Source organism: Candidatus Puniceispirillum marinum IMCC1322, from assembly GCF_000024465.1.
Lineage (GTDB): Bacteria > Pseudomonadota > Alphaproteobacteria > Puniceispirillales > Puniceispirillaceae > Puniceispirillum > Puniceispirillum marinum.
Map to the genome: position 1 here is coordinate 519,624 of NC_014010.1, position 23,151 is coordinate 542,774.

22 protein-coding genes are annotated in these 23,151 nt (G+C 49.9%); 10 read left to right on the plus strand and 12 right to left on the minus strand.

The genetic code is table 11. The features are described 5' to 3' along the window. Positions 1 to 69: 69 nt before the first annotated feature. Together rpsI and rplM are read right to left on the minus strand one after the other, a co-directional pair. Positions 70 to 549 (minus strand): 30S ribosomal protein S9, encoded by a 480-nt coding sequence (rpsI, locus tag SAR116_RS02540; RefSeq protein WP_041861074.1) that lies wholly within the window; start codon positions 547 to 549, stop codon positions 70 to 72. Between the two features lie 104 nt (positions 550 to 653). Beyond that, a complete protein-coding gene (gene rplM / locus SAR116_RS02545) occupies positions 654 to 1,121 on the minus strand; it encodes a 50S ribosomal protein L13 (RefSeq protein ID WP_013045365.1) in 468 nt (155 codons plus the stop codon). A 427-nt stretch (positions 1,122 to 1,548) separates the two neighbouring features. On the opposite strand from rplM, the gene SAR116_RS02550 reads away from it, so the two are divergent. Beyond that, on the plus strand, positions 1,549 to 1,770 hold the full coding sequence (locus tag SAR116_RS02550; RefSeq protein WP_041860722.1) for a hypothetical protein: 222 nt from the start codon (positions 1,549 to 1,551) through the stop codon (positions 1,768 to 1,770). A gap of 27 nt (positions 1,771 to 1,797) precedes the next feature. Then, a complete protein-coding gene (locus tag SAR116_RS02555; RefSeq protein WP_013045366.1) occupies positions 1,798 to 2,469 on the plus strand; it encodes an anthranilate synthase component II in 672 nt (223 codons plus the stop codon). 96 nt (positions 2,470 to 2,565) lie between these two features. On the opposite strand, the gene SAR116_RS02560 is transcribed toward SAR116_RS02555, so the two are convergent. After that, positions 2,566 to 3,906: an O-acetylhomoserine aminocarboxypropyltransferase/cysteine synthase family protein gene (locus SAR116_RS02560; RefSeq protein ID WP_013045367.1), complete on the minus strand. Its 1,341-nt coding sequence runs from the start codon at positions 3,904 to 3,906 to the stop codon at positions 2,566 to 2,568. A gap of 593 nt (positions 3,907 to 4,499) precedes the next feature. On the opposite strand from SAR116_RS02560, the gene SAR116_RS02565 reads away from it, so the two are divergent. The 6 genes from SAR116_RS02565 (at position 4,500) to lexA (ending at position 9,710) form a co-directional block, all read left to right on the plus strand. Next, on the plus strand, positions 4,500 to 5,087 hold the full coding sequence (locus SAR116_RS02565; RefSeq protein ID WP_013045368.1) for a tetratricopeptide repeat protein: 588 nt from the start codon (positions 4,500 to 4,502) through the stop codon (positions 5,085 to 5,087). Positions 5,088 to 5,360: 273 nt separating this feature from the next. Next, complete coding sequence (trpD, locus tag SAR116_RS02570) at positions 5,361 to 6,398, plus strand: anthranilate phosphoribosyltransferase (RefSeq protein WP_013045369.1); 1,038 nt, start codon at positions 5,361 to 5,363, stop codon at positions 6,396 to 6,398. Positions 6,399 to 6,400: 2 nt separating this feature from the next. After that, positions 6,401 to 7,204 carry an indole-3-glycerol phosphate synthase TrpC gene (trpC, locus tag SAR116_RS02575; protein ID WP_013045370.1) on the plus strand — a complete coding sequence of 268 codons (804 nt, stop codon included), beginning with the start codon at positions 6,401 to 6,403 and terminating at the stop codon, positions 7,202 to 7,204. 31 nt (positions 7,205 to 7,235) lie between these two features. After that, positions 7,236 to 7,712, plus strand: a complete 477-nt coding sequence (moaC, locus tag SAR116_RS02580; protein ID WP_013045371.1) for a cyclic pyranopterin monophosphate synthase MoaC — start codon at positions 7,236 to 7,238, stop codon at positions 7,710 to 7,712. Further along, positions 7,699 to 8,979: a molybdopterin molybdotransferase MoeA gene (locus SAR116_RS02585; protein WP_013045372.1), complete on the plus strand. Its 1,281-nt coding sequence runs from the start codon at positions 7,699 to 7,701 to the stop codon at positions 8,977 to 8,979. The genes moaC and SAR116_RS02585 overlap by 14 nt, the downstream gene beginning before the upstream one ends. A gap of 95 nt (positions 8,980 to 9,074) precedes the next feature. Beyond that, positions 9,075 to 9,710: a transcriptional repressor LexA gene (lexA, locus tag SAR116_RS02590; protein ID WP_013045373.1), complete on the plus strand. Its 636-nt coding sequence runs from the start codon at positions 9,075 to 9,077 to the stop codon at positions 9,708 to 9,710. Here lexA and SAR116_RS13145 read toward each other — a convergent pair. After that, positions 9,652 to 11,727 (minus strand): ComEC/Rec2 family competence protein, encoded by a 2,076-nt coding sequence (locus SAR116_RS13145; protein WP_013045374.1) that lies wholly within the window; start codon positions 11,725 to 11,727, stop codon positions 9,652 to 9,654. The genes lexA and SAR116_RS13145 overlap by 59 nt on opposite strands. Positions 11,728 to 11,776: 49 nt before the next feature. Here SAR116_RS13145 and gltX point away from each other — a divergent pair, with 49 nt between their 5' ends. After that, positions 11,777 to 13,147, plus strand: a complete 1,371-nt coding sequence (gene gltX / locus SAR116_RS02600) for a glutamate--tRNA ligase (protein ID WP_013045375.1) — start codon at positions 11,777 to 11,779, stop codon at positions 13,145 to 13,147. 97 nt (positions 13,148 to 13,244) lie between these two features. After that, on the plus strand, positions 13,245 to 14,552 hold the full coding sequence (locus SAR116_RS02605; RefSeq protein WP_013045376.1) for a citrate synthase: 1,308 nt from the start codon (positions 13,245 to 13,247) through the stop codon (positions 14,550 to 14,552). Between the two features lie 23 nt (positions 14,553 to 14,575). Here the strand turns inward: SAR116_RS02605 and lpxB are convergent, their stop codons facing one another. From lpxB to rseP, 8 genes are all read right to left on the minus strand, one after another. Continuing rightward, positions 14,576 to 15,772 (minus strand): lipid-A-disaccharide synthase, encoded by a 1,197-nt coding sequence (gene lpxB / locus SAR116_RS02610; protein WP_013045377.1) that lies wholly within the window; start codon positions 15,770 to 15,772, stop codon positions 14,576 to 14,578. Continuing rightward, entirely contained in the window at positions 15,769 to 16,590 is an 822-nt protein-coding gene (locus SAR116_RS13150; protein WP_013045378.1) for an LpxI family protein, read from the minus strand. The genes lpxB and SAR116_RS13150 overlap by 4 nt, the downstream gene beginning before the upstream one ends. Positions 16,591 to 16,598: 8 nt before the next feature. Then, on the minus strand, positions 16,599 to 17,411 hold the full coding sequence (gene lpxA / locus SAR116_RS02620; protein ID WP_041860723.1) for an acyl-ACP--UDP-N-acetylglucosamine O-acyltransferase: 813 nt from the start codon (positions 17,409 to 17,411) through the stop codon (positions 16,599 to 16,601). Between the two features lie 15 nt (positions 17,412 to 17,426). Then, complete coding sequence (fabZ, locus tag SAR116_RS02625) at positions 17,427 to 17,885, minus strand: 3-hydroxyacyl-ACP dehydratase FabZ (RefSeq protein WP_013045380.1); 459 nt, start codon at positions 17,883 to 17,885, stop codon at positions 17,427 to 17,429. 13 nt (positions 17,886 to 17,898) lie between these two features. Beyond that, positions 17,899 to 18,933 carry a UDP-3-O-(3-hydroxymyristoyl)glucosamine N-acyltransferase gene (gene lpxD / locus SAR116_RS02630; RefSeq protein WP_013045381.1) on the minus strand — a complete coding sequence of 345 codons (1,035 nt, stop codon included), beginning with the start codon at positions 18,931 to 18,933 and terminating at the stop codon, positions 17,899 to 17,901. A gap of 9 nt (positions 18,934 to 18,942) precedes the next feature. Then, positions 18,943 to 19,467: an OmpH/Skp family outer membrane protein gene (locus tag SAR116_RS02635; RefSeq protein WP_041860724.1), complete on the minus strand. Its 525-nt coding sequence runs from the start codon at positions 19,465 to 19,467 to the stop codon at positions 18,943 to 18,945. 175 nt (positions 19,468 to 19,642) lie between these two features. Further along, entirely contained in the window at positions 19,643 to 21,922 is a 2,280-nt protein-coding gene (gene bamA, locus SAR116_RS02640; RefSeq protein ID WP_013045383.1) for an outer membrane protein assembly factor BamA, read from the minus strand. A 124-nt stretch (positions 21,923 to 22,046) separates the two neighbouring features. Next, on the minus strand, positions 22,047 to 23,129 hold the full coding sequence (rseP, locus tag SAR116_RS02645; RefSeq protein ID WP_013045384.1) for an RIP metalloprotease RseP: 1,083 nt from the start codon (positions 23,127 to 23,129) through the stop codon (positions 22,047 to 22,049). Between the last annotated feature and the right edge of the window lie 22 nt (positions 23,130 to 23,151).

Here is a 23,151-nt window from a genome sequence, read left to right on the forward strand (position 1 = left end):
ATAAAAAAGGTACAAAAAGCAAAAAGGCAGGGAAAATCCCTGCCTTTTCGAAATATGAAACGGGCAAACCTAACGCTTGGAGAACTGGAAGCTCTTACGCGCTTTCGCTCTACCGTATTTCTTACGCTCGACAACACGTGAGTCACGTGTCAGAAAACCACCGGCTTTCAAAGCGGGGCGCAGGCCTGGCTCGAAATAGGTCAAAGCCCGGCTGATACCGTGGCGTACCGCGCCAGCCTGACCAGACAGACCGCCACCTTTAACCGTAGCAAACACATCAAATTCACCAACACGCTCAACCGTTTCGAAAGGCTGGGCAAGGATCATCTGCAAAACCGGACGTGCGAAATAAACGCTGACGTCACGACCATTGATTTTCACCTGACCGGTGCCACGCTTCACCCATACACGGGCAGAGGCGTCTTTCCGGCGACCAGTTGCATATGAACGGCCAAGACTATCGATCTTTGGCTCGGCAGGTGCGGCGACAACTTCGGCAGGCGCGGCATCAGCCGTGCCACCTTCGGTAAGCGCACCAAGCGCGGCCATGCCCACAGCTTCGGGTGCAGACGTTACTTCGGGTGTAGATGGGGCTTCAGCAACGGTCTCTGCTACTGGCTTTTCATCTTCGTTTTGCGTTTCCTGAGCCATAACTACCTCTTATTCTTTTCGTTCATGCTGGCGATATCGAGTACCGCTGGCTGCTGTGCTTCATGCGGATGCGACGGGCCAGCATAGATATGCAGGTTACGCATCGCCTGGCGCCCAAGCGGGCCACGTGGGATCATGCGCTCGACAGCTTTTTCGACAACACGGGTCGGAAAACGGCCATCAAGAATTTTGTCGGCTGTACGTTCCTTGATACCGCCCGGATAGCCGGTGTGCCAGTAATAGGTCTTTTGCGAACGCTTATTACCCGTCAGCTTCACCTTTTCGGCATTCACAACGATGATATGATCGCCGCAATCCATATTAGGTGTATAAGTCGGCTTGTGCTTACCCCGAACACGCAAGGCGATCAAAGACGCAAGACGTCCCAGAACCAGATCCTGCGCATCGACAACGAACCAGTTCTTTTCGATGTCTTTGGGTGTTGCAACATATGTCCTTGGCAAAGGCATAAAACAATCTCCAATTTTAGAATGATACAGACAGACCAGTTCATCTTTACTGGCTCATCTGCGAAACTGTTGCGGTTATAGGGCGATACAGTCACCTCGTCAAACAAAAAATATATTGTATTAATTATATAATCGTTTAAATACAGTAAGTTAATTATGTGGTTTTATTTTACCACATATATTTTGACCCTGCCTGCATAAATTTGACTCCAGATTGCTTTTACCGCGATCATGTCTATGCTACTTAAAGTGACAGAACCTTAAGGTCTCGTGCATCCGTAGCAATGTCACGTTGCCAATTAGCAAGCTTATCAAAAGTTACAGTATCTTTGGATGGTTCTAACAAAACATTGTTTAATGTTTTAAACTCGGCATTGGCCCTATCCACTGTGCTATTTAGCGGAAAGGCGATTCAAGGAGAAAAATAATGCAAAACCTGACCACACCAAAAGCGACATTGATTGGTTTAAGTTTAATAGCATTAGCGATTGCGACAACACCGTTTACAAGTGGTTTTGTTCAGCCTGCTAATGCTCAAAGCGGTATTCAAAAAGTAATAATTTGTGACCACCTTGACCCTAACGTTTGTGCAGGAGTTCATTGGGACTTTCTTACTGAAAAAAACGCGCTTTTTACAAGAGCAAACTAAACCCAGCAGATAATGTAAAGCACCATCATGTTCATCCTCATTGATAATTACGACAGTTTCACTTGGAACCTTTGGCATTTCCTGTCTGACCTTGGTGCCAGGGTCGAGATCATCCGCAATGACGCGGCCACGGCTGACGATATCATCACGCGCGCGCCGCAGGGCATTATCGTCTCGCCTGGCCCGGGCACGCCTGATGATGCTGGCATCACCATTGACCTGATACGTGCGGCAAAAGGCAAAATCCCCCTGCTTGGCGTTTGTCTTGGGCATCAAGCGCTTGCCGTTGCCTTTGGCGCGTCGATCATGCGCGTTGATCCGCCGGTTCATGGCAAATTATCAATGGTCAAGCGCACCTATAGTAACGCCGTTGTCACCGACATTTTCGCCAATTGCCCTGAAGACTTTCCGGTTACCAGATATCATTCACTCGTGGTTGATGAAGCGACCTTGCCTGATGAATTGACCGTGACCGCGCGCACGGCGGCGGGGGCGATCATGGGGCTATCGCATTGTCAGGCTGAATTGCACGGCGTCCAGTTCCATCCCGAATCCATTGCTTCGGTGGCGGGATACCGTATTCTGGGCAATTTTCTGAAAATCTGCGGGCATGACCTGCCTGATGAGGACACATTGGCGGCACTGGAAACACAAATCCTGCGTCTCGATCAACGCTTCCCCGACCAGATGCACGCTTAAGGCCAGATGCACGCTTAAAATCATCACCTGCAACCGCAAAGGGGCGCGGATCATCTCCACGCCCCTCATCAATTCATATTATATATTCTATGCGTCCTAGGCCGCCTTGCGCGCGCCCTTGGTCGCTTTTTCCAGCGCCTGTTCCAGATCGGCAATGATATCATCAATATGCTCGATCCCGATCGACAGGCGGATATAGCCCTGATTGACGCCAGCCGCTTCCTGTTCTTCTGGGGTCAGTTGCGAATGCGTTGTTGACGCTGGATGAATGACCAGCGAACGGGCATCACCGATATTGGCGACATGATGGAACAGCTCCAGCGCATCGACAAAGGCTTTACCTGCTTCCAGACCACCTTCCAGTTCAAACCCGACCAGGCCGCCATAGCCACCTTTCAGATACTGATAGGCACGGCGCGCTGGCTCGGCATCCTGCAACCGCGGATAATTGACCTTGGCAATGCCCGGATAGCTATCAAGGAAATCAGCTACCGCGCTGGCATTCTTGCTATGTTCGCGGATCCGCAATGGCAGGGTTTCAAGCCCCTGAATAAGCTGGAACGCATTAAATGGGCTAAGCGGTGCGCCCAGATCGCGCAACAATGTAACGCGTGCTTTCAGAACATAGGCAATCGGCCCCAATGGCTTGGCCGCCTCGACCCAGACCGCACCATGATAAGACGGATCAGGCTGATTCAGGGCTGGTTGACGTGCGGGGAACGCCCCCCAGTCGAAATTACCACCATCAATGATAATGCCGCCAATCGATGTGCCATGCCCGCCAATATATTTGGTCAGGGAATGGACAACAATCGCCGCGCCATGATCGAATGGTCGGGCCAGCAAGGGCGCTGCCGTATTATCGACGATCAACGGGATACCCAGAGGCCGGCCAATATCGGCCACTTCCTGAATTGGAAACACTTCCAGCTTCGGATTAGGCAGGGTTTCGGCATAATAGGCACGCGTGCGCTCATCTGTCGCCGCCGCGAAATTTTCTGGCTTTGACGGATCGACAAACCGCACCTCGATACCTTGCTGGGCAAAGGTGTTTTTGAACAGATTCCATGTCCCGCCATAAATATCGGTTGAACTGACGATATTGTCACCGGCAACCGCCAGATTCTGGATCGCATAGGCCGAAGCCACCTGCCCTGACGCCACCGCCAGTGCCGCGACACCGCCTTCGATTGCGGCCACGCGTTTTTCCAGCACATCCGTTGTCGGGTTCATGATCCGCGTATAGATATTACCCAGTTCGGCAAGGCCAAACAGATTGGCCGCATGATCGGTTGAGCCAAATTCATAGGATGTCGTTTGATAGATCGGCACTGCCACAGCATTGGTTGCTGGATCCTGACGGAAGCCAGCATGCAACGCGGCGGTTTCAGGATGCAGAACAGGTGTAGATGTAGGCTGATTTTCAGAATTAGACATTTTTGTCTCCTCTTTAGTGTTTTCGACGACATGTCAGGGCACACAAGCTAGAATCAAATACCCAACCCGTTTTAAGAGAGGTCAGCTCACAAGGATGGCCGAAACAGGATCCGACCCGAAAGGCTGATGACATCTGGGCAAAATCCAGAAGCACCAACCAAAGCGGCATTAAAAGAAAAGTGCCGTAACCTAAAAAACGCCTCGGCTAAAAGCGGGCGTTTATTGCTGACATCAAATCGTCAGGACATCCGGATCACGCTTTAGCCGTATTTATGAATCGCCCGCAAGTTGATATTAAATCGGCGATAAGGAATAAAAACATGCGCGAGTCGCCCTGTCAACAAGCCCTAAAGGAATATCATTTCAAATTTAGCTATAATATGAGCAAATTTTACTATTAGATGCAGAACAGCTACCCCGGCACTCCCAGCCTTTAGAACCGCCAACTGCAAAGCCCATAGCAGAGCGAAACAGCCCAATTGATAACGGAATTTTAACCACCCCTCTGGTATTATTGGCGGATGATAGTGCCAATTTACATATGGCGTTGCATATCGCACCTGCGCGTCTTGATGATGTTGCGGTGCCTGTTAATGTCATCCCTGTTGCTAGCGCCTCTGTTGTTTTCACCACCCGTAATGGCGGCTGATCTGGATAAGGGCGTACGCGCCTATAACGCTGGCGATTATACCACCGCCCTAGCCGAATTTCGTCCTCTAGCTGAACGAGGTGATGCCGCAGCACAAAATAATCTTGGGGTGATGTTTCATCTTGGAAAAGGTGTAGCACGGGATCACAGTTTGGCCTTTAAATGGTATAACCTCGCCGCTAATCAGGGGTATGACATGGCACAACATAATCTTGGCATTATGTATGTATATGGCCTAGGCGTGCCAAAGAATTATGTTGAAGCTTTACGCTGGTTTCGCCGTGCCGCCATGCAAGGACATGCGGCGGGGCAATATGATCTTGGCGTGATGTATGCCAATGGTGAAGGCGTATCACAGGATGATGTGCTTGCGTATATGTGGGGTAATCTAGCACGGGGGCAAGGTTATGAAAAAACCGATGGTTTGTTTGAACGTCTTGAAGTCCGCATGACCCGCAAACAGATCGCCACAGCCCAGGCCATGGCACTGAAATGCGCCGTACAGGATTACAAGGATTGTGATCAGCTTTAACCCGATTGCCAAATCCGATTGCCCAATATCCTGCGCGATAAAAATCAAATCGCCCAACATAAAAGCGCACAAGATATAAGCTGTCCGATTCAAGTTTGTTCACGAAATGTTTCACGTGAAACATTTTTTAAAATGGCCATTCTTTCAAAAAAGATATGGCGCAGAGTCACAAACTCCATATATGACGGAGCCCTATATATGACGTGGGTTTCTTGCAAAAGCGGGACGAGCCACATATAGTTCAGCAACTTGGCAAGTCCATACAGGTAAATCATGCCCGATATATTGAAATCTGACATTATGAAAACCGCGATAGATGAGCTTATCAGCGGCGCAATGCCGACGCCGGCAACAATCCGCGATTGCTTTAACCAGATTATGGAAGGTGACGTGTCGCCAGTCCGTATTTCGGCGTTCCTGATCGCGTTGAAAATGCGCGGTGAACGTGTTGAGGATATCGCCGCCGCGGCTTCGGTGATGCGCGAAAAGGCACTGACGATCGACGCCCCCGATGGCACCATGGATATTGTCGGCACTGGTGGTGATGGCATCGGCACCTATAACATATCTACCGCCACCGCCTTTGTTGTGGCGGGATGCGGAGTGCCTGTGGCCAAGCATGGCAATAAAGCTGTTTCATCGAAAAGTGGTGCGGCTGACGTGTTGTCCTGTCTGAATATCAAGCTTGATTGTGATATCTCACTTGTCACTAAAGCGCTTTATTCAACTAATATCTGTTTTTTAATGGCACCCCGCCACCATGCCGCGATGCGCCATGTTGGCCCTGTCCGCGCCGAACTTGGGATCCGAACCATTTTTAATCTGCTTGGTCCCCTCGCCAATCCGGCGTTGGTCAAGCGCATCATGATCGGCGTATTTGACAAGGCATGGTGCACGCCTTTTGCGCATGCGCTGGCACAGCTTGGCACCACACATGCCTGGGTCGTGCATGGCTCCGATGGTCTTGATGAAGTGACCACGACAGGGGTGACGCATGTGGCGGCACTCGAACATGGCACAGTGCGTGAATTCACCATTTCACCAGATGATTTTGGCATTTCTACTGCCAGTCTGGATGATCTTCGTGGCGGTAGCCCGGAAGAAAATGCCGACCACCTGCGTGCCTTACTTGATGGCGCAACAGGTGCCTATCGTGATATCGTGATAATGAATGCCGCCGTTGCGCTTGTAGCGGGTGGGCATGAGACTGATCTGAAAACAGGCGCCGAACGGGCACGCCATTCGATTGATACTGGACATGCCACAGCGGCGCTAGACGCGCTTGTTCGTATCACCAATAGCGGAGATTGACCATGCAGGACGTTCTAGCCCAGATTATCGATACAAAGCGCACTGAAATCGCCACGTTATTTGCCACAAGCAGTTTTAGCGATATTGACAAGGCGGCGCATGCGGCCTCGCCTGTGCGGGGGTTTACCAATGCGCTTAAAGCCGCCTCAAAAACCGGTTACGGCCTGATTGCCGAACTGAAGAAAGCATCCCCATCAAAGGGGCTTATCCGTGCCGATTTTGACCCCGAAACTTTGGCAAGAGCCTATGAGGAAGGCGGCGCGACCTGCCTTTCGGTGCTGACCGACCGGAAATGGTTTCAAGGCGCGTCTGAATATCTGGTGGCGGCGCGCAATGCTGTAAATCTGCCAGTACTGCGTAAAGATTTCATGATTGATCCGGTGCAAATCGCCGAGTCACGCGCGCTTGGCGCGGATTGTATTCTGCTGATTATGGCCGCGCTTGACGATGAACAGGCATTGGAGCTTGAAGCCTGTGCGCTTGATTACGGCATGGATGTGCTGATCGAAGTGCATGATGCCAGTGAGCTTGACCGCGCCTGTAAGCTAAAGTCACCATTGATGGGCATTAATAACCGTAATCTCAAAACCATGGACATTTCGCTTGATGTTGGTGCCGCCATGTTGCCGCTTTTGCCAGATGACCACATTGCCGTTGCCGAAAGCGGTTTATTTGCACCAGCTGATCTGGCGCGTATGGCAAAATCTGGGGCACGGTGTTTTTTAATTGGTGAGTCGCTGATGCGTGCCGATGATGTTGCGGCCGCGACTGCCGCTATTTTAGATAATCCGGTTGCGGCTGGTTAGTCAGCTCATAACTGCATGAAACGAGGTTGAAATGTCAAAATTCACCCATTTTGACGATAAAGGTGCCCCACATATGGTTGATGTTGGCAACAAGCCAGCAACTACAAGGGTGGCTGTTGCCAAGGGCTGTGTGATGATGCAACCCGAAACCCTGGCGATGATCGAAGATGGCACCGCCAAAAAAGGTGATGTGATGGGTATTGCCCAACTTGCCGGTATTATGGGCGCAAAACAGACAGCCAGTCTGATTCCGCTATGTCACCCGCTTGGACTGGATCATGTGGCGGTCGAACTGACAATCAACCATGACCGTAATGCAGTCGACATTACCGCTACCTGCCGACTGTCCGGCCAGACCGGCGTCGAGATGGAAGCATTGACAGCGGTGAGTGTTACCGCACTCACCATCTATGATATGTGTAAATCGGTTGATCGTGGTATGCAGATTGCCGATATCCGGCTGACGCATAAATCAGGCGGTAAATCCGGACAATATGATGCCCCGTAACAAACACGCAGATGACAACCGCCCTCCTCTGCTTGCTGTTGCCGAGGCAAAGCAGCGTATTCTTGACGGACTTGGCAGAACTGCAACCGAAAAGGTGTCATATGGTTCCGCATTGGGGCGCACGTTAGCCGCGCCAGTATATGCCAAGGCATCGGTGCCAGCCTTTGATCTATCGGCAATGGATGGATATGCGGTGCGTGGTGAAGATGTAAAAACCTTACCAGCGCGCCTGACGCGATGCGGTGAGTCGGCGGCTGGTCATCCCTTTACCGGCAAAGTTGCTCGGGGTGAAGCGGTACGTATTTTCACCGGCGCAAAGGTGCCCGATGATGCCGATGTGATTATTCTGCAAGAAGATGTCGATGCCATGTCAGAAGAAAACGGCATTACAATCACAATCAAAAGCGGCAATCCGGCTGGCAAACATATTCGCCGTAAAGGGCTGGATATGGAAAAGGATACGCCTGTACTTGATGCCGGACAGCATCTATCAGCCCGTGCTATCAGCCTGTGCCTGTCAGCAGGACATATTGAACTTGAGGTATATAAACAGCCCCGCATTGGCATTTTATCAACAGGTGACGAACTGGTGCCACCCGGCACGACACCCGCCAAAGGCCAGATTGTCAGCTCCAATGCCCAATATCTGGCAGATTTTGTCGAGATGAATGGGGGTATCCCTATTAATCTGGGCATTGCGCGTGATGCGGCTGGGGCTTTGGCAGAGGCGCTGGAAGCACATGCTGAGCTTGATTTGATTGTGACCAGTGGCGGCGCGTCAGTGGGCGTTCATGATCATATAGCTGGTGATCTGGATGGTGCCAATCAAAAGGTTGATACGGTTAATCAAACCCAGATAGATTTCTGGAAAATTGCCATGCGCCCGGGCAAACCGGTCATTTTTGGCAAGATTCGTAATATTCCGCTTTTGGGATTGCCCGGCAACCCAGTGTCATCGGCCATTTGCGCGATGATATTTCTGGCACCAGCAATGGCGCATATGCAAGGACGGCATCATCAAGACATGACTTTTCATGCGATGCTGGCATCTGATTTGCGGGACAATGACAAACGTCAGGAATATTTGCGAGCGACCCTTGCCTATGATGCGGCTGGTAGGGCGATTGTGACACCGGCCAGTTTACAGGATAGTTCGATGTTGTCAGTGCTGGCCAATGCCGATGTTCTGATTATGCGTCCGCCTTTTGATCCCGCCCGACATGCTGGCGATCAGGTTACGGTTCTGCCAATCCCCCGCCTGTTCTGAGTTTCGCATTAATTCATTTATCCTGCCTATTGCCAAAGGCCCAGAACATTGCTAGAACATTTAGAGAACAAATGTGAACAGCAAGGATCAAAGCCATGTTAACACGCAAACAAAGCGAGCTTCTGGACTATCTAACAACGCATCTAGCTACGCATGATGTACCCCCTTCTTTCGATGAAATGCGAAACGCATTAGGCCTTGCGTCAAAATCGGGCATTCATCGGCTGGTATCGGGACTTGAGGAACGCGGCTATATAAGGCGCTTACCTAACCGAGCCCGTGCTATCGAAATTTTACGTCCTGCTGGCGAACCATCAGCTATGGCAAATGCTGTTGCGGCGGCCGCAGACATCATTGCGTTACCCTTCCTTGGTCGCATTGCGGCGGGAACACCAATTGAAGCTTTGAGCGATCCGACAAGACAGCTTGAAGTACCGGCAAGCATGATCGGCAATGGCGAACATTTTGCCCTCGAAATTGTGGGGGATTCGATGATTGATGCCGGTATTCTTGAGGGTGATACGGTGGTGATCGAACGCGCAAATACAGCCAGTCATGGTGAAATCATCGTTGCCCTGATCAACAAACAGGAAGCGACGCTGAAAACATTGCTGAAAGAGCCTGGCCGGATTGGTCTGGAAGCGGCAAACCCACAATATGAAACCCGCTATTTCAGCACGGATGCTGTTGAGGTACAGGGCAAACTCGCTGGTTTGATACGGAATTATTAGAGATATAAACTGATTCATTATTATTAATGTAAATCAGACTATTATATCCATAATGTAAAGTCATATCATAGATTTTTACATTGTTTCTGCATGGGTATTTGACGGGCACAAGCGACAGGATTATGTCAGTTTGACTTTGGCAGGCAGTGGTCAAATTATATCTGCGATCAACGATCGTCACTTTGCGCCCGTCAGCCATGTAATCAATACAGTATGGTTTGCACATTGTCGCCGGATGTACAGGACGAGCCAACTGTCGTTCGGCAATATCGGTAAAAAAGGAGGATAAACGGCGATGATTTTGCGAGCTGTGGCTATGGGCGATCCCATCCTGACCCGCCATGATCAAGAAGCGTGTTTGCCCTTTGGCAAATAAAACGCCCTGTGGGATTTCTGTGCGCCACCATAGAGCCACCGCCAGAACCAGCAATGACAGACCAAACGGATAGGCCCGATGATGGCATCCGATACATACCAAACACCCAGCCGATAAAATTGCCAGCGCCATATAACCGGGTGGATAAATCCGCCATCCCGCCCACGGCAAAGATGATATATATCCAGCCAAACTCACTAGCAGGTCTATTCCAGCCTGCATGATACCATTCACATAAGCTTCAAGCCCTGTCATATAGCCAATGACAACCAGAATGCCGCTGGGCATAATCCATAACCCCGTTAATGGAATACCCACTATATTCGCCATCACCCCCCATGGGGTTACCGCACCAAAATGTTGCGCTGTAAATGGCGCGGTTGCGGTTGAGGCAATCAGTGACGCGATGATGACACCCCCTATATAGGCCAATACCGGGTTACGCGAAGCCGAGATCAAGCGCGGACGTGTGGCATAAAATTCATACCAGGCAACCAAAGCCATGGTCGCGGCAAAAGATAGCTGAAAGCTAGCTGTATAAAGCGCTGCCGGATTAAGAATCAGAACAAACATAGCTGTCAAAGCCACATTACGTAATGTGAGAGCAAGCCGATCAAGCAGAATGGCCGAAATGACAAATAGCGCCATGATAAAGGCGCGCACCGCGCTGATCGATGCGCCTGAGACAAATACATAACCAAGCCCGGTTATCACACCAGCCACGGCGGCATATTTATGCACGGGCACACGCATTGAAAAAGAGGGAGCCAGACTGGCCAATGCCCGTACTGCGGCAATCACCCCAAAACATAACAGCCCCATATGCAAGCCCGAAATGGCCAGCAAATGCGCCAATCCGGATTTACGGAATGTTTCATAGGTTGCCTCGCTGATAAAACGACGATCACCGACCATCAATGCGGCGGCAATACCGCCTGCAGGCTTGTTCATATCCCTAGATAGCTGCAAAGCAAATTGATTCCGGAACCGTCCCAACCGATCCGCCAGACTATCTCGTTGGCCGCCATCATGTTGCAGATCGCCAATCACAAAGCCACTGGCTGAGACATTGCGGATCTGCGCCTGTAGGGCGTAATCGGGACTGCGCGGCAATATCGGTGTTGGTGATGGATAAAGGCGCGCGGAGAAGGCGATATGATCACCTATGGTCGGCAGTGAGGATACCCGGTCTGTTGAAATGCGGATAAGCGGGTGCCGCCCCACCGATAATTCCCTATTTGGATGGTCAAGTGCGATCCATAGTCTGATCCGGCGATCCATGGTGCCATCAATCGCAGTCACGGTGCCACTGCTGGTAATAGTGATCCCCCTATCCAGCGATTGCGGCGGATGTAGCATGATCTGCAAACTAGCGGCGGCAATGCCAACTATAGCGGTCACCAAACAACGTACCGAAAAGCCCGTCAGCATAGCTGATCTGGTGACGGCATATAGGCCTAGCCAAAGCCCCAGCGCAAGCATGGCGAGGGTGAAAACAAATTGCGGATTAGTGATTTCATGATGGTGAAAAAGCGCAATGGCTGTGATAAGACAGGCGGCATAGAATAACGCTCTTTTTTCCGGCTTGATAAGGCCGTCAAATAGGTGCATTTTCCGCATTGAACCAGATTTTAGCGCCATCTACCCTGCTCCTTAAGGATAAACCTAACCGGAAAGGCCTTAATAAATTATGAATGTTGTTACCCGTTTTGCCCCTTCACCCACCGGATATCTGCATGTTGGTGGCGCACGTACTGCTTTATTCAACTGGTTATTCGCACGTCATCATGGCGGCACCTATTTATTACGGATCGAAGATACCGACCGGCAAAGATCAACCGAAGATGCGATCAAGGCAATTCATGATGGGCTTGCGTGGCTAGGACTTGGCGGGGATGCGCCTGCGGTTAGCCAATCTGCGCAAGCACCGCGTCATGTCGAGGTGGCCAAAACGTTGATCGAACGTGGGGCGGCCTATCGTTGCTATCTGACGGCTGACGAACTGACCACCATTCGCGAAGAGGCCAGCAAAAATGGCACAACAGTGCGCTCGCCTTGGCGTGACCGCACTGACGCCCCAACGGATATGCCCTATGTTGTGCGGATGAAAATGCCTGATGATGGTGCAACAACCATTGATGATGCGGTTCAGGGCTCGGTGACCGTGCAAAATAGCATGCTTGACGATATGGTGATTCTGCGCGCTGATGGCACCCCGACCTATATGCTGGCTGTGGTCGTAGATGATCATGATATGGGCGTGACACATGTAATCCGTGGTGATGACCATCTGAATAACGCGTTCCGGCAATATATGGTCTATCACGGCATGGGATGGGATGTACCGATTTTTGCCCATATTCCCCTAATCCACGGCGCCGATGGGGCCAAATTATCAAAACGGCATGGTGCGTTGGGCGTTGATGCCTATCGGGATATGGGCTTTCTGGCCGACGCTATGGTCAATTACCTGCTGCGTCTTGGCTGGGGCCATGGCGATGACGAAATCATCTCACGCGAGAACGCCGTTAAGTGGTTTAGCCTCGATAAGGTTGGACGCGCGCCATCGCGTTTTGATATCGATAAGCTATATGACATGAATGCACATTATCTGCGCCATATGGCTCCGGAAGAGTTGGTCAGGCAGGTGCTGTCGATGACGAATGCGTCAAGCCCAGATGCCGAAGCCAGAGTGATGACATTACTGCCTTTGTTGCGTGAACGCGCCAAAACACATCTGGATATTGGCAATGCTATCGGTTTTCTGCTGCATGACGGGGCACCAGTGATCAGCGATGACGCGCAGGCATTACTAACAGTTACGGCAAAAGAGAATATTTCCAGATTGATGCAGGATCTGGCCGATAGCGACTGGGAGCTGGAGGCGTTAAAGCAGAATATCAAGGACTGGTTGGATCAAAACAATCTGAAAATGAAGGATATTGGTTTGCCATTACGTGCCGCTGTCACAGGAATGCAACAGTCCCCCTCTATCATCGACGTGATAGCTACTTTAGGGGCTGATGAAGTGCGTGCGCGGGTTGCAGAGGCTTGCAAATAAAGGTTATTTGCGCTATTAAAGCATCTCGCCCCCAATAAGAGTCATGCGCATTTACTGCGCCTATTGTGGTTCGTGAAACGTCTTTAAGGATAACATTATGGCTGACAATTCAAGCGCCGGCAAATCGATCACCCTCACCGATAATGAAACCGGCAAGGTTACACATTTACCTGTCCATAAAGGATCAATCGGCCCTGATGTCATCGATATTCGCCAGCTTTATGCCGAAACTGGCATGTTTACCTTTGACCCTGGCTATGGCGCAACCGGATCATGCGTGTCTGGCCTGACCTATATAGATGGTGATAAGGGTGTGCTTCTGCATCGTGGTTATTCGATTGACGAGCTTGCCGATAAATCCGATTTTCTGGAAGTTGCCTATCTGCTACTAGAAGGAGAATTACCAAGCGCAGACGTTAAAGCCTCATTTGATACAGCAATCACCCGGCATACAATGGTGCATGAACAGCTTTCGACCTTTCTGCGCGGGTTCCGGCGTGACGCGCATCCGATGGCCATCATGTGCGGGGTTGTTGGCGCTTTATCAGCTTTCTATCATGACTCGACCGATATTCACGACCCGCAACAGCGGATGGTGGCATCACGCCGCCTGATCGCCAAAATGCCAACTTTGGCAGCAATGGCGTATAAATATTCGCAAGGTCAGCCATTCAATTATCCGAATAACCAGCTGTCCTATGCCGAGAACTTTCTGCATATGTGCTTTTCGGTACCTGCCGAACCCTATGTCGTTGACCCTATTCTGGCCGATGCGATGGACAAGATTTTCATCCTGCATGCGGATCATGAACAAAATGCGTCAACCTCTACAGTACGCCTGGCAGGATCATCAGGGGCTAATCCGTTTGCCTGTATCGCAGCTGGTATCGCATCTTTATGGGGACCAGCGCATGGCGGGGCTAATGAAGCGGTTCTAAATATGCTAAACGAAATTGGGCATAAGGATAATATTCCTGAATATATTGCCAAAGCCCGGGATAAAAATGACCCGTTCCGGCTATTCGGTTTCGGCCACCGTGTCTATAAGAATTTTGATCCACGCGCCAAGGTTCTGCGTAAGGCATGTCATGATGTACTTGGCAAATTAGGCGTTCAAGACCCGCTGTTAGAACTTGCTATGGAACTTGAAGATATCGCTCTTAAGGATCAGTATTTTATCGATAAAAAGCTATATCCAAATGTAGATTTCTATTCGGGAATCATCCTCAAAGCTATGGGCTTCCCAACCTCTATGTTTACTGTTCTGTTTGCTGTGTCACGGACTGTCGGCTGGATCGCGCAGTGGAATGAAATGATCAAGGACCCCGCCCAACGTATCGGTCGCCCACGCCAGCTTTATACAGGCCCAGGCGAACGTCCCTATGTTGACGCGTCCAAGCGCTAAGCTGTCGATCACATTCAGCTAGATCAAGCTTTTTCAGACAGGTTATCTTTCGGGCTGGTTTCAAGCCAGGGAGTCATGGCCTGTGCCACCATATCATCAAAGCTGTTGCCACCACCGCGCAACATATCAGTCAGCGCCCGAGCGTTGCCTGTAGCTTTTGACAGCGCTTGAGCATCCGCCAATATAGTTTGCACAGTTACTGCCAGTGCCTGCGGCGTAGCCTGTTCCTGAAACAGGAATGGATAGACAGGCCGACCAAGCAAGGCGTTAGGCAAGACGACATTATCCATATTGACCAGACGTCGCCCGATAAAGGCCGATAATGGCGAAGTGGCATAACATACAACACCCGGCACGGCATGAAGCGCCGTCTGCAATGTAACAGTACCCGAAGCCGCCATCATGACATCAGCAGTGTTCATGGCGGTCAGAAAGGCCTCACGACCTGTATTTATGGTTATATCCTGGGCTATGCCATGACCAGCACATATATGTTCAACCTGTTCCTGAACATTCGATACGGTTGGTAGCGTCACATCTAAAGCAACACCCTGTTCACGCAGGATATCAAGCGCGGCAAGCATACGCGGCAAAAGCAAGCCAACTTCAGACCGCCGGCTTCCCGGTAATAAGCACAGTTTCTTTGTTCCCATATCCGATTGTTGTGCGGCGGTTGCCGGAATTTGTGATGCCGGTTCACTTGCCCAAGCCTCGGGGTGGCCTATAAAGGATGCTTTGACATCAAGTCCGTCAAAGAAAGCTGGCTCATGCGGGAACAGGCACAATAACCCATCCAGATGACGCGCAAATTTATGCCGCCGCCACGCCCCCCATGCCCAGATTGTTGGTGCCACCGCATGCACAATGGGTATGTGCATATTCGAACGCGTCAGGCGGCGTTTTAATCGTGCCGCCAAACGGATAGAAAACCCCTTTGCATCAACTGTCATGACAAGTTTGGGATTATGAGCAACTATCTGTGCAACAAGATCATTGGCAAGAGCCGATAGCTTTGAATAAGCGGTTAAGACTGCGGAAAAGCCAACAATCGACAATTGATCCATATCGGCCAGCGGTTTCAGGCCTTGTGCCAGCATCTTGTCGCCACCAACACCGATCCAGTTCTGTTTACCATATTTTGTTTCAATCGCCATCATCATCCGGGCAGCCAACGCATCTCCAGACGGTTCACCGGCAAGAATAAAGATCGGTGCGCTCATCGTTGGTTCCGTGGTTTCAGCCCTACCAAAGATATGTTACCTGCGATACAGGCAGCGATTACCTGTTCACGTGGATCAGCCAGCATAACCCCACCAGCTTCGATCGCCATGACACGGATGCCGGCATCCACAACAGCTTTGACCGTTTCAAGGCCAATAAAGGGAATATCAAGGCGTTTATCCTGAGCCGATTTCGGGATTTTCACAAACACGGCACCGCTTGCCGTCTTATCAATCAGATCAGCCGAACGTGCCAGCATTGCATCGGTGCCTTCAGCTGCCTCTATCGAAATGATCCGGCCATCCTGCACGACAACCCCCTGCCCGATATCATGCGATCCGATGCTGTCGAGAACTGCACATCCAAGGTCTATATCAGCACGATTCTGTTTGCCAAGCCTAGAGCCAGCGACAAGCCCTATAGCAAGATGCCGATCCGGCATTATATCACTGGCGGCCATGACCTTTATGCCAACCTCGGCAAAATATTCAGCAACGAGACGCAAAGTTTGGTCATCGCCACGCATGAGCATTTTGCCAAGCAATTTCACCCCATCCACATCAGGGCGCAAATCACCAATAGGAGGACGTCTGACCTTACCAACCATAATCATGGCATCACAGGCATGATCCAGCATCAATTTGCGTGTACGTCCGATATTCGCCAAGCCAATAGGTTCAGTCTGAAAGCTACTGTAATCAGCATCGGCCTGATGTTCCAACGGCATCATCACAACATCATGACCATTCGCAATGGCGGCATGGCCAATATCGACGGGAATGTGTCCCTGACCAGCGATAATGGCAAGCTTTGTCATAGTGCCCCTCAGCGTTTGGCCGCCTGACAAACACCGTTGCGCCCAGCATCGTCAATAAAGGCAATCATGTCCTGGACTTCGGCAACATCAGCAAAATGAGCGCGTGTTGTTTCAACGCGGGTCGCAAAAATATCCGCATCATTAAACAACATCAAAAATGCGGCACGAAGTGCGCTTACGCTTTCATCAGAAAAGCCGCGCCGTGCCAGACCAATGACATTTATGCCAGACAGACGCGCGCGATTGCCAACGGCGATAGAAAACGGTACCACATCCGAGTCAACAAGCGAATGGGCGCCAAGCATACAATGACTGCCCACACGGCAATGCTGTTGCACCGCCGAGTAACCGCCAAGCATGACAGAGTCGCCAATCTTAGCATGCCCGCCCAATGATGCGTTATTGGCAAAAATAACGTTATCGCCGACTATGCAGTCATGGGCGACATGCGCGCCTGCGAAAAACAGGCCATTATTACCAATGATGGTGCGCATATTATCGATCGCTGTGCCCGGGTGCATGGTAACATGCTCGCGAATGATACAATTTTCGCCAATCTCCAATGTCGAGGCCTCACCGGCATAGCGGGTATGCTGCGGGGCGCAACCAAGCACGGCAAAGGGATAGATTTGAGTACCCGCACCAATCGATGTATGGCCGTCAATCACCACATGGCTCATCAATTTGACACCGTCGCCAAGCACAGCATTGTCGCCAACAACACAATAGGCACCTATAGAGACACCAGCCCCGATGGTTGCGGCATTACTGATAATGGCTGTTGGATGAATAACGGTGCTGGTAAGGTTTGATTGATCCATTGAACTGCTCATAACCTAACGCGCCGGATCGACAGTCATCGCGCCAAATTCGGCCTCGGCAACTGTTTTACCGTCAACTGATGCAATACCGGTAAATTTCCACAAAGGCCCCTTGGCAGCGGTTTTTGTCACATGCAGGCGCATCATATCACCCGGGCGCACCGGTGTACGGAAACGCGCTTTTTCAATAGTGGTAAAGAAAACAAGCTTGCCTTTGGTAGCATCACCAAGCGTCACTGCTACCATACAGGCCGCCGTTTGCGCCAAAGCCTCGACAATCAGAACCCCCGGCATCACCGGAAAATCAGGAAAATGCCCAACGAAAAAGGGTTCACCCATGCTAACAGCTTTGATACCTGTCGCTTCCTGATCAGAAATCACGTCTTCGACCCGATCAATCAGCAATAATGGCGGACGATGCGGGATTAGCTTTTTAATCTCGTCAATGTTCAAATTTACTGTATCCGCGCCCATCATCTTACCCTTGTCAATTTTTGTTGTCTGACTGTTTCAAAAGACGGCGCAATCCAGCCAGTTTACGCCAATAATCACCACTTGCTTCGGCTGGAAACCCAACAACGGTTGAATTGGCATCTATGTTTTTAGTCACACCCGAATGCCCCATTATTATAGCCCCATCGCCGATGGTCAAATGCCCAGATATACCAGCCTGGCCACCAATGATAACATTTTTACCCAAAGTAACACTACCTGCCATGCCAACCTGCGCGGCTATCATGCAATTGTCACCAATAACGCAGTTATGGGCAATGTGGCATAAATTATCGAGCATGACCATTTTGCCCACTATTGTATCGTCCAAAGCACCGCGATCAATCGTGCTATTCGATCCGATATCACACCCATCAGCAATGCGCACAATACCCAACTGTGGCACCTTAACTATACTATCTGAAGCAGGTTCAAGGCCAAATCCAGCACTGCCAATAACGACACCGTTACGGACAACAACATGATCACCGATATCAGCAAAGGCTATCGAACTATTGGCAAAAATATGGCACTGCGCACCGATGGTAACATGCGGATAGATAATCGCACCGGCCTCAATAATGGTGCCTGCTCCAATAACAGCGTCGTGCATGATTGTTGCACGTGGTGATATTTGTGCTGTCGGATCAATACGGGCGTCAGGTGCGATGCCTGCGGTCGCCATATGCGCTTTGGGGTCAACCCGTTCAGTTACGAGATGCTGCGCTGCCTTGGCATAGGCAAGGCGTGGATTGTCAACGATGATCAGATGGATGGCATCAGGCAGGCTGTTCAGGCATGACTCGGATGCCAGAATGACAGCATTGTCAGGAATAGCCTGACCGGCTAAATGTTTTGGACTTGATACATAGGATAAAGCCCCGCTAGCCACACTATGCAAAGGCTCTATGTCGGTAATAAAGGATGCGGATATGGCGCTTGAAGGCGCAACAACACCCCCCAAGATGACAGCAAGATCAGCAACGGTTACCGTTTCGTCAAAATCATAGAATGTGCGATTAATTGTCACCAAACCATCCTAATTATTGTCAGGATTTGTGATTTCAATCTCAATTTTTGCATTTTTCGTGCGCTCATCCAGACGTTCAAGCACCTCGTTAGAGAGGTTGAAATGGGGTAAAAAGATCAATGCAGAATTTCGCGCCAAAATAAGATCAAGTTTCTTTTCAGCGGCAATTTCGGCAAGGATATCTATGGCCAATGCGCGCAGATCATTTTGTGCTTTTTGATAGGCGCTATCAAGAGCCTGACGCCGATACTGAATATCTTGCTGTAACTGGGTTACCTTATTCTGGAAGGCAATACGCTGTTGATCAAATTCAGCGTCAGAAATCACCCCGCGCTTTAACGTCAGGTCGCGCTCGGTATCCTGTAACTGTTTTTCGGTAACGCTAAACTCTTGCTGGAATTTTTCGCGTTGTTCATCAAGCAATTTGCGCACTTTATCGGATGCTACCGCAGAGCGAAGCACACCTTCAATATCAACAAGACCTATACGTTTTACATTGAGGTCAGCATTCTGCGTGGTCGCGTCCTGGGCCATTACAGGTCCGGAGAGGACACAAGCAACAAGCCAAAAAATCGCGTATTTAGCTAATCGATAATGCATAATCCAGTTTCCTTATCGCGCAGACCAAAGCATTTTGACAAAGCTAACGCTATTTCTTTATTCTATACATCATTTTAACGGCTTGGGCTATGTTCCAGCCAGACAATGTTTAGAAACGCGTGCCAATCGATAGTTGGAATCGTTTGGTTTCGTCATGCGATTGCTTTGATATCGGATCAGCCCAGTAGAATGACATCGGCCCCAAAACAGTATCCCAGAGGACACCCACACCCAATGAGGCACGCATAGCTTGATCATTAGGCTTGGTTACGCCCGCGGGATAATCTGTTCCCCATACCGAACCAAAATCGGTATATGCCGTCCAGCGCAGACCAATATCCTTGCTTAAGCCAAGGTCTGATACAATTTCAACAGACCCTGCATACATATTATTACCACCAACAGCCGCCTTAGAACCTGTATCACGCGGCCCAATACCAGACCCTGTAAAGCCGCGTACAAGCCGACCACCAAGCGAGAAACGTTGTGATTGTGTTACATTTTCACCAAGGCCTGCTACATGCCCGATACGCCCACGAACACCCAATATAACGGCATTAAACAGATACGGCTGATAATAAGCCGCGCGGCCCACAGTTCGCGAATATTTCGCATCACCACCAAAACCGGCAAGCGTTTCGGATATTTCCATCAGATACCCTTCGGAGGGATCAAATCTATTATCACGCGTATCCTTGCCCAGCGTATAGCTGACCGAAGATGTCAGAATGTTTTTTCCATTTTCCCCCGTCACCGACGTCGCGGTTGTTGATGAGTCAGTCGTTTCACTTTGATCAAGTCGGTAATTGACCTGATGATAAATATCATTAGCCGCACTAAAGCCAACGCCGAAATTAACACCTGTGCGTTTCGTTGTTACCGAACTGGATTTCGTCTTTTCATTGAATAGCGACGCACTGCCAGTCAGATTACGGCCAAGGAAATAAGGCTCGGTAACGCCAATCACAAAATCTGTTTTTGAGTCGGACAGGCCGATGCTGGCGCGCACCGAACGACCAGATCCCAAGAAATTGCGCTCGGCGATACCCAAATTCAAACTGGTTTTATCCAAGGTCGAATAACCGACACCAACACTGAATTCACCTGTCGATTGTTCTTCAACGATGATCTGCGAGATGGTCTGATCTTCGCTACTACCTTGGATGTTACGGACATCAACTTTGGCAAAATAACCCAAATTGCGAATGTTACGTTCTGAACGCTCTAGCTTGAGGGTGTTAAACGCATCCCCCTCGACAAGCTCCATTTCGCGGCGAATAACATCATCAAGCGTACGGGTATTATCAATAATATCAATGCGTTCAACAAAGTTCTTACGCGCCTTACCCACGGTGACATGAATATCGAGAACACTGTCTTCAGGTATGGTAGTTATTTCAGGGCGCACATCAACAAAGGCATAGCCAAATTCACCAAGACGGTTGGTGATGTCAACAAGCCCCTGCTCAAGCCGGCGCACGTCGTATCGATTATCATCAGAAAAATCAAACAACGAAATCAGATCAGGAATATCAACATTCTCAATTTCACTGGTCAGTGTAATATCACGAACCGTATATTGCGTGCCCTCGTTCAAAATGAAGGAGACGGCAAAACCGCTTCGGTCAGGCAATAGACCGCCCCGAACCCGGGTGACCGAAATGTCGGCATAACCACGCGCCAGATAAAACTGGCGAAGCAAACGCACATCATAATCCAACCGGCCTTCATCATATTTATCTGCCGAACTCAAAAACGCCCACCAGCGCTGCTCACGGCTTGAAATAGCACTGCGCAGAACCCGGTCAGAATAACGTTGGTTGCCCGAAAAGCTGATCGAACTGATCTTGATAAGAGGGCCCTCATTCACTTCGAACACCAGATCCACACGATTTTCATCAAGCTCGATGATTTTAGGCTCAACAGAGGCACCAAACCGGCCGCCAGCCTGATACAGATCAAGCAATGTTCTGGTCGCTTCAAGGGCTAGTTTCTGGGTGAATACGCGGCGCGGTTGAACGTCAATAGCTTCCAACAGGCGTTCATCGCTGATTGCGTCATTCCCTTCGATATTAATCCGGTTGATAATGGGGTTTTCCTGAATATCAATGGTGATAACACCAGCCTCATTATCAATGCTAATATCTTTGAAAAGACCGGTATCAAAAAGCCGTTCAAGCGCGACATTGAGGCTGCTCTGAGTTACCACATCACCAATATTTACCGGTAGATATGACAGCACCGTACCCGAAGACACACGCTTATTCCCAAGCACCCGTATCTCTGACACACGAATATTCTGATCATTCGATTGGGCATGTATTTCATTGGCGGGAAGTAACAGACCTGAAGCAAATAGAAAAATCGCAATTAGCAAAAAATTACGCATGGATACTCCATCTTTATCCGAACAGGCACGGCACCAGTTTTCAGTCCAGAACAATGCATTATTGAGACAGTAAAGGCAAATACGTCAAAAACACAGATACAATAACCTTCCAGATACAATAACCTTAAGGTATCAATCGTGCCAGATCAAATAAGACCAGAAATAACGTAAGCGTCATCAAAATTGCTATGCCACCCCGCATCAAGATAGCCTGCCAGTGAAGTGGTAATGGTTTTCCAAGCACCGCTTCAATCAGGAAAAATGCCATATGTCCCCCATCCAGCGCCGGAATTGGAAGCAAATTAATCAAGCCAAGATTGATCGAAATCACCGCGGTAAGCAAAATGAACGGCACTATTCCCTGATTAAGCACAGTACCAGATATTTCGGCTATGCGAACAGGACCGCCAACTTCACCTTTTTGAATGTTACCCGTGACCGCACGCCCCAAACCACGCAAAATCATTATCGACATGTGAAACGCGTCCGATGTTGCCGTAACCACTGCTGTCGAAGGTGCCATGCGCACACGGGCATTAACAGGAACTGACCTAACCCCCAACACCCCAACTGTTATGTCCAACTGATCGCTGAATTGTGCTTTAGGCGTCACAGGCAAGGTAAGTTCTTGACCATCACGGCGTAAACGAAAATCCAGCTGTTTACCCGGGCTTTCAATAATCAAACCGCGCATATCATTGAATTCACGTATTTTAATGCCGTCAATTTCTAGAATCAGATCACCGCTTTGCAAACCTGCCTCGGCGGCAGGCATGTTCGGTATAACCTCTCCTATTTCGGCTGGCAGTATCTGTTTACCAACGGTTATGTACACCATGGCAAATAACAATATGCCAAGAATAAAATTAGCTACAGGTCCTGCCAGGACAATCGCCATCCGCCAGTAAAGCCCAGCCCCACCAAAACTGCCCTCGACATGAGCACTGTCCTGTCCAGGTGTACTGGCGGCGTCTTCATCACCTCGCATTTTGACAAAACCACCAAATGGGATTGCCGCAATACGCCAGCGCGTCCCATTTTTGGCTGTCCGGCCATAAAGTTCGGGACCAAATCCGATGGAAAAAACCTCGACGATCACGCCGGCTTTGCGCGCCACCCAATAATGGCCAAGCTCATGAAAAAAAACGACTGGGGTTATTAGTAGCAAAAACCCAATAATCAGATCAAAGAATCCAAGATCACCCATCTTAATTACCCCTAGTTTCTGC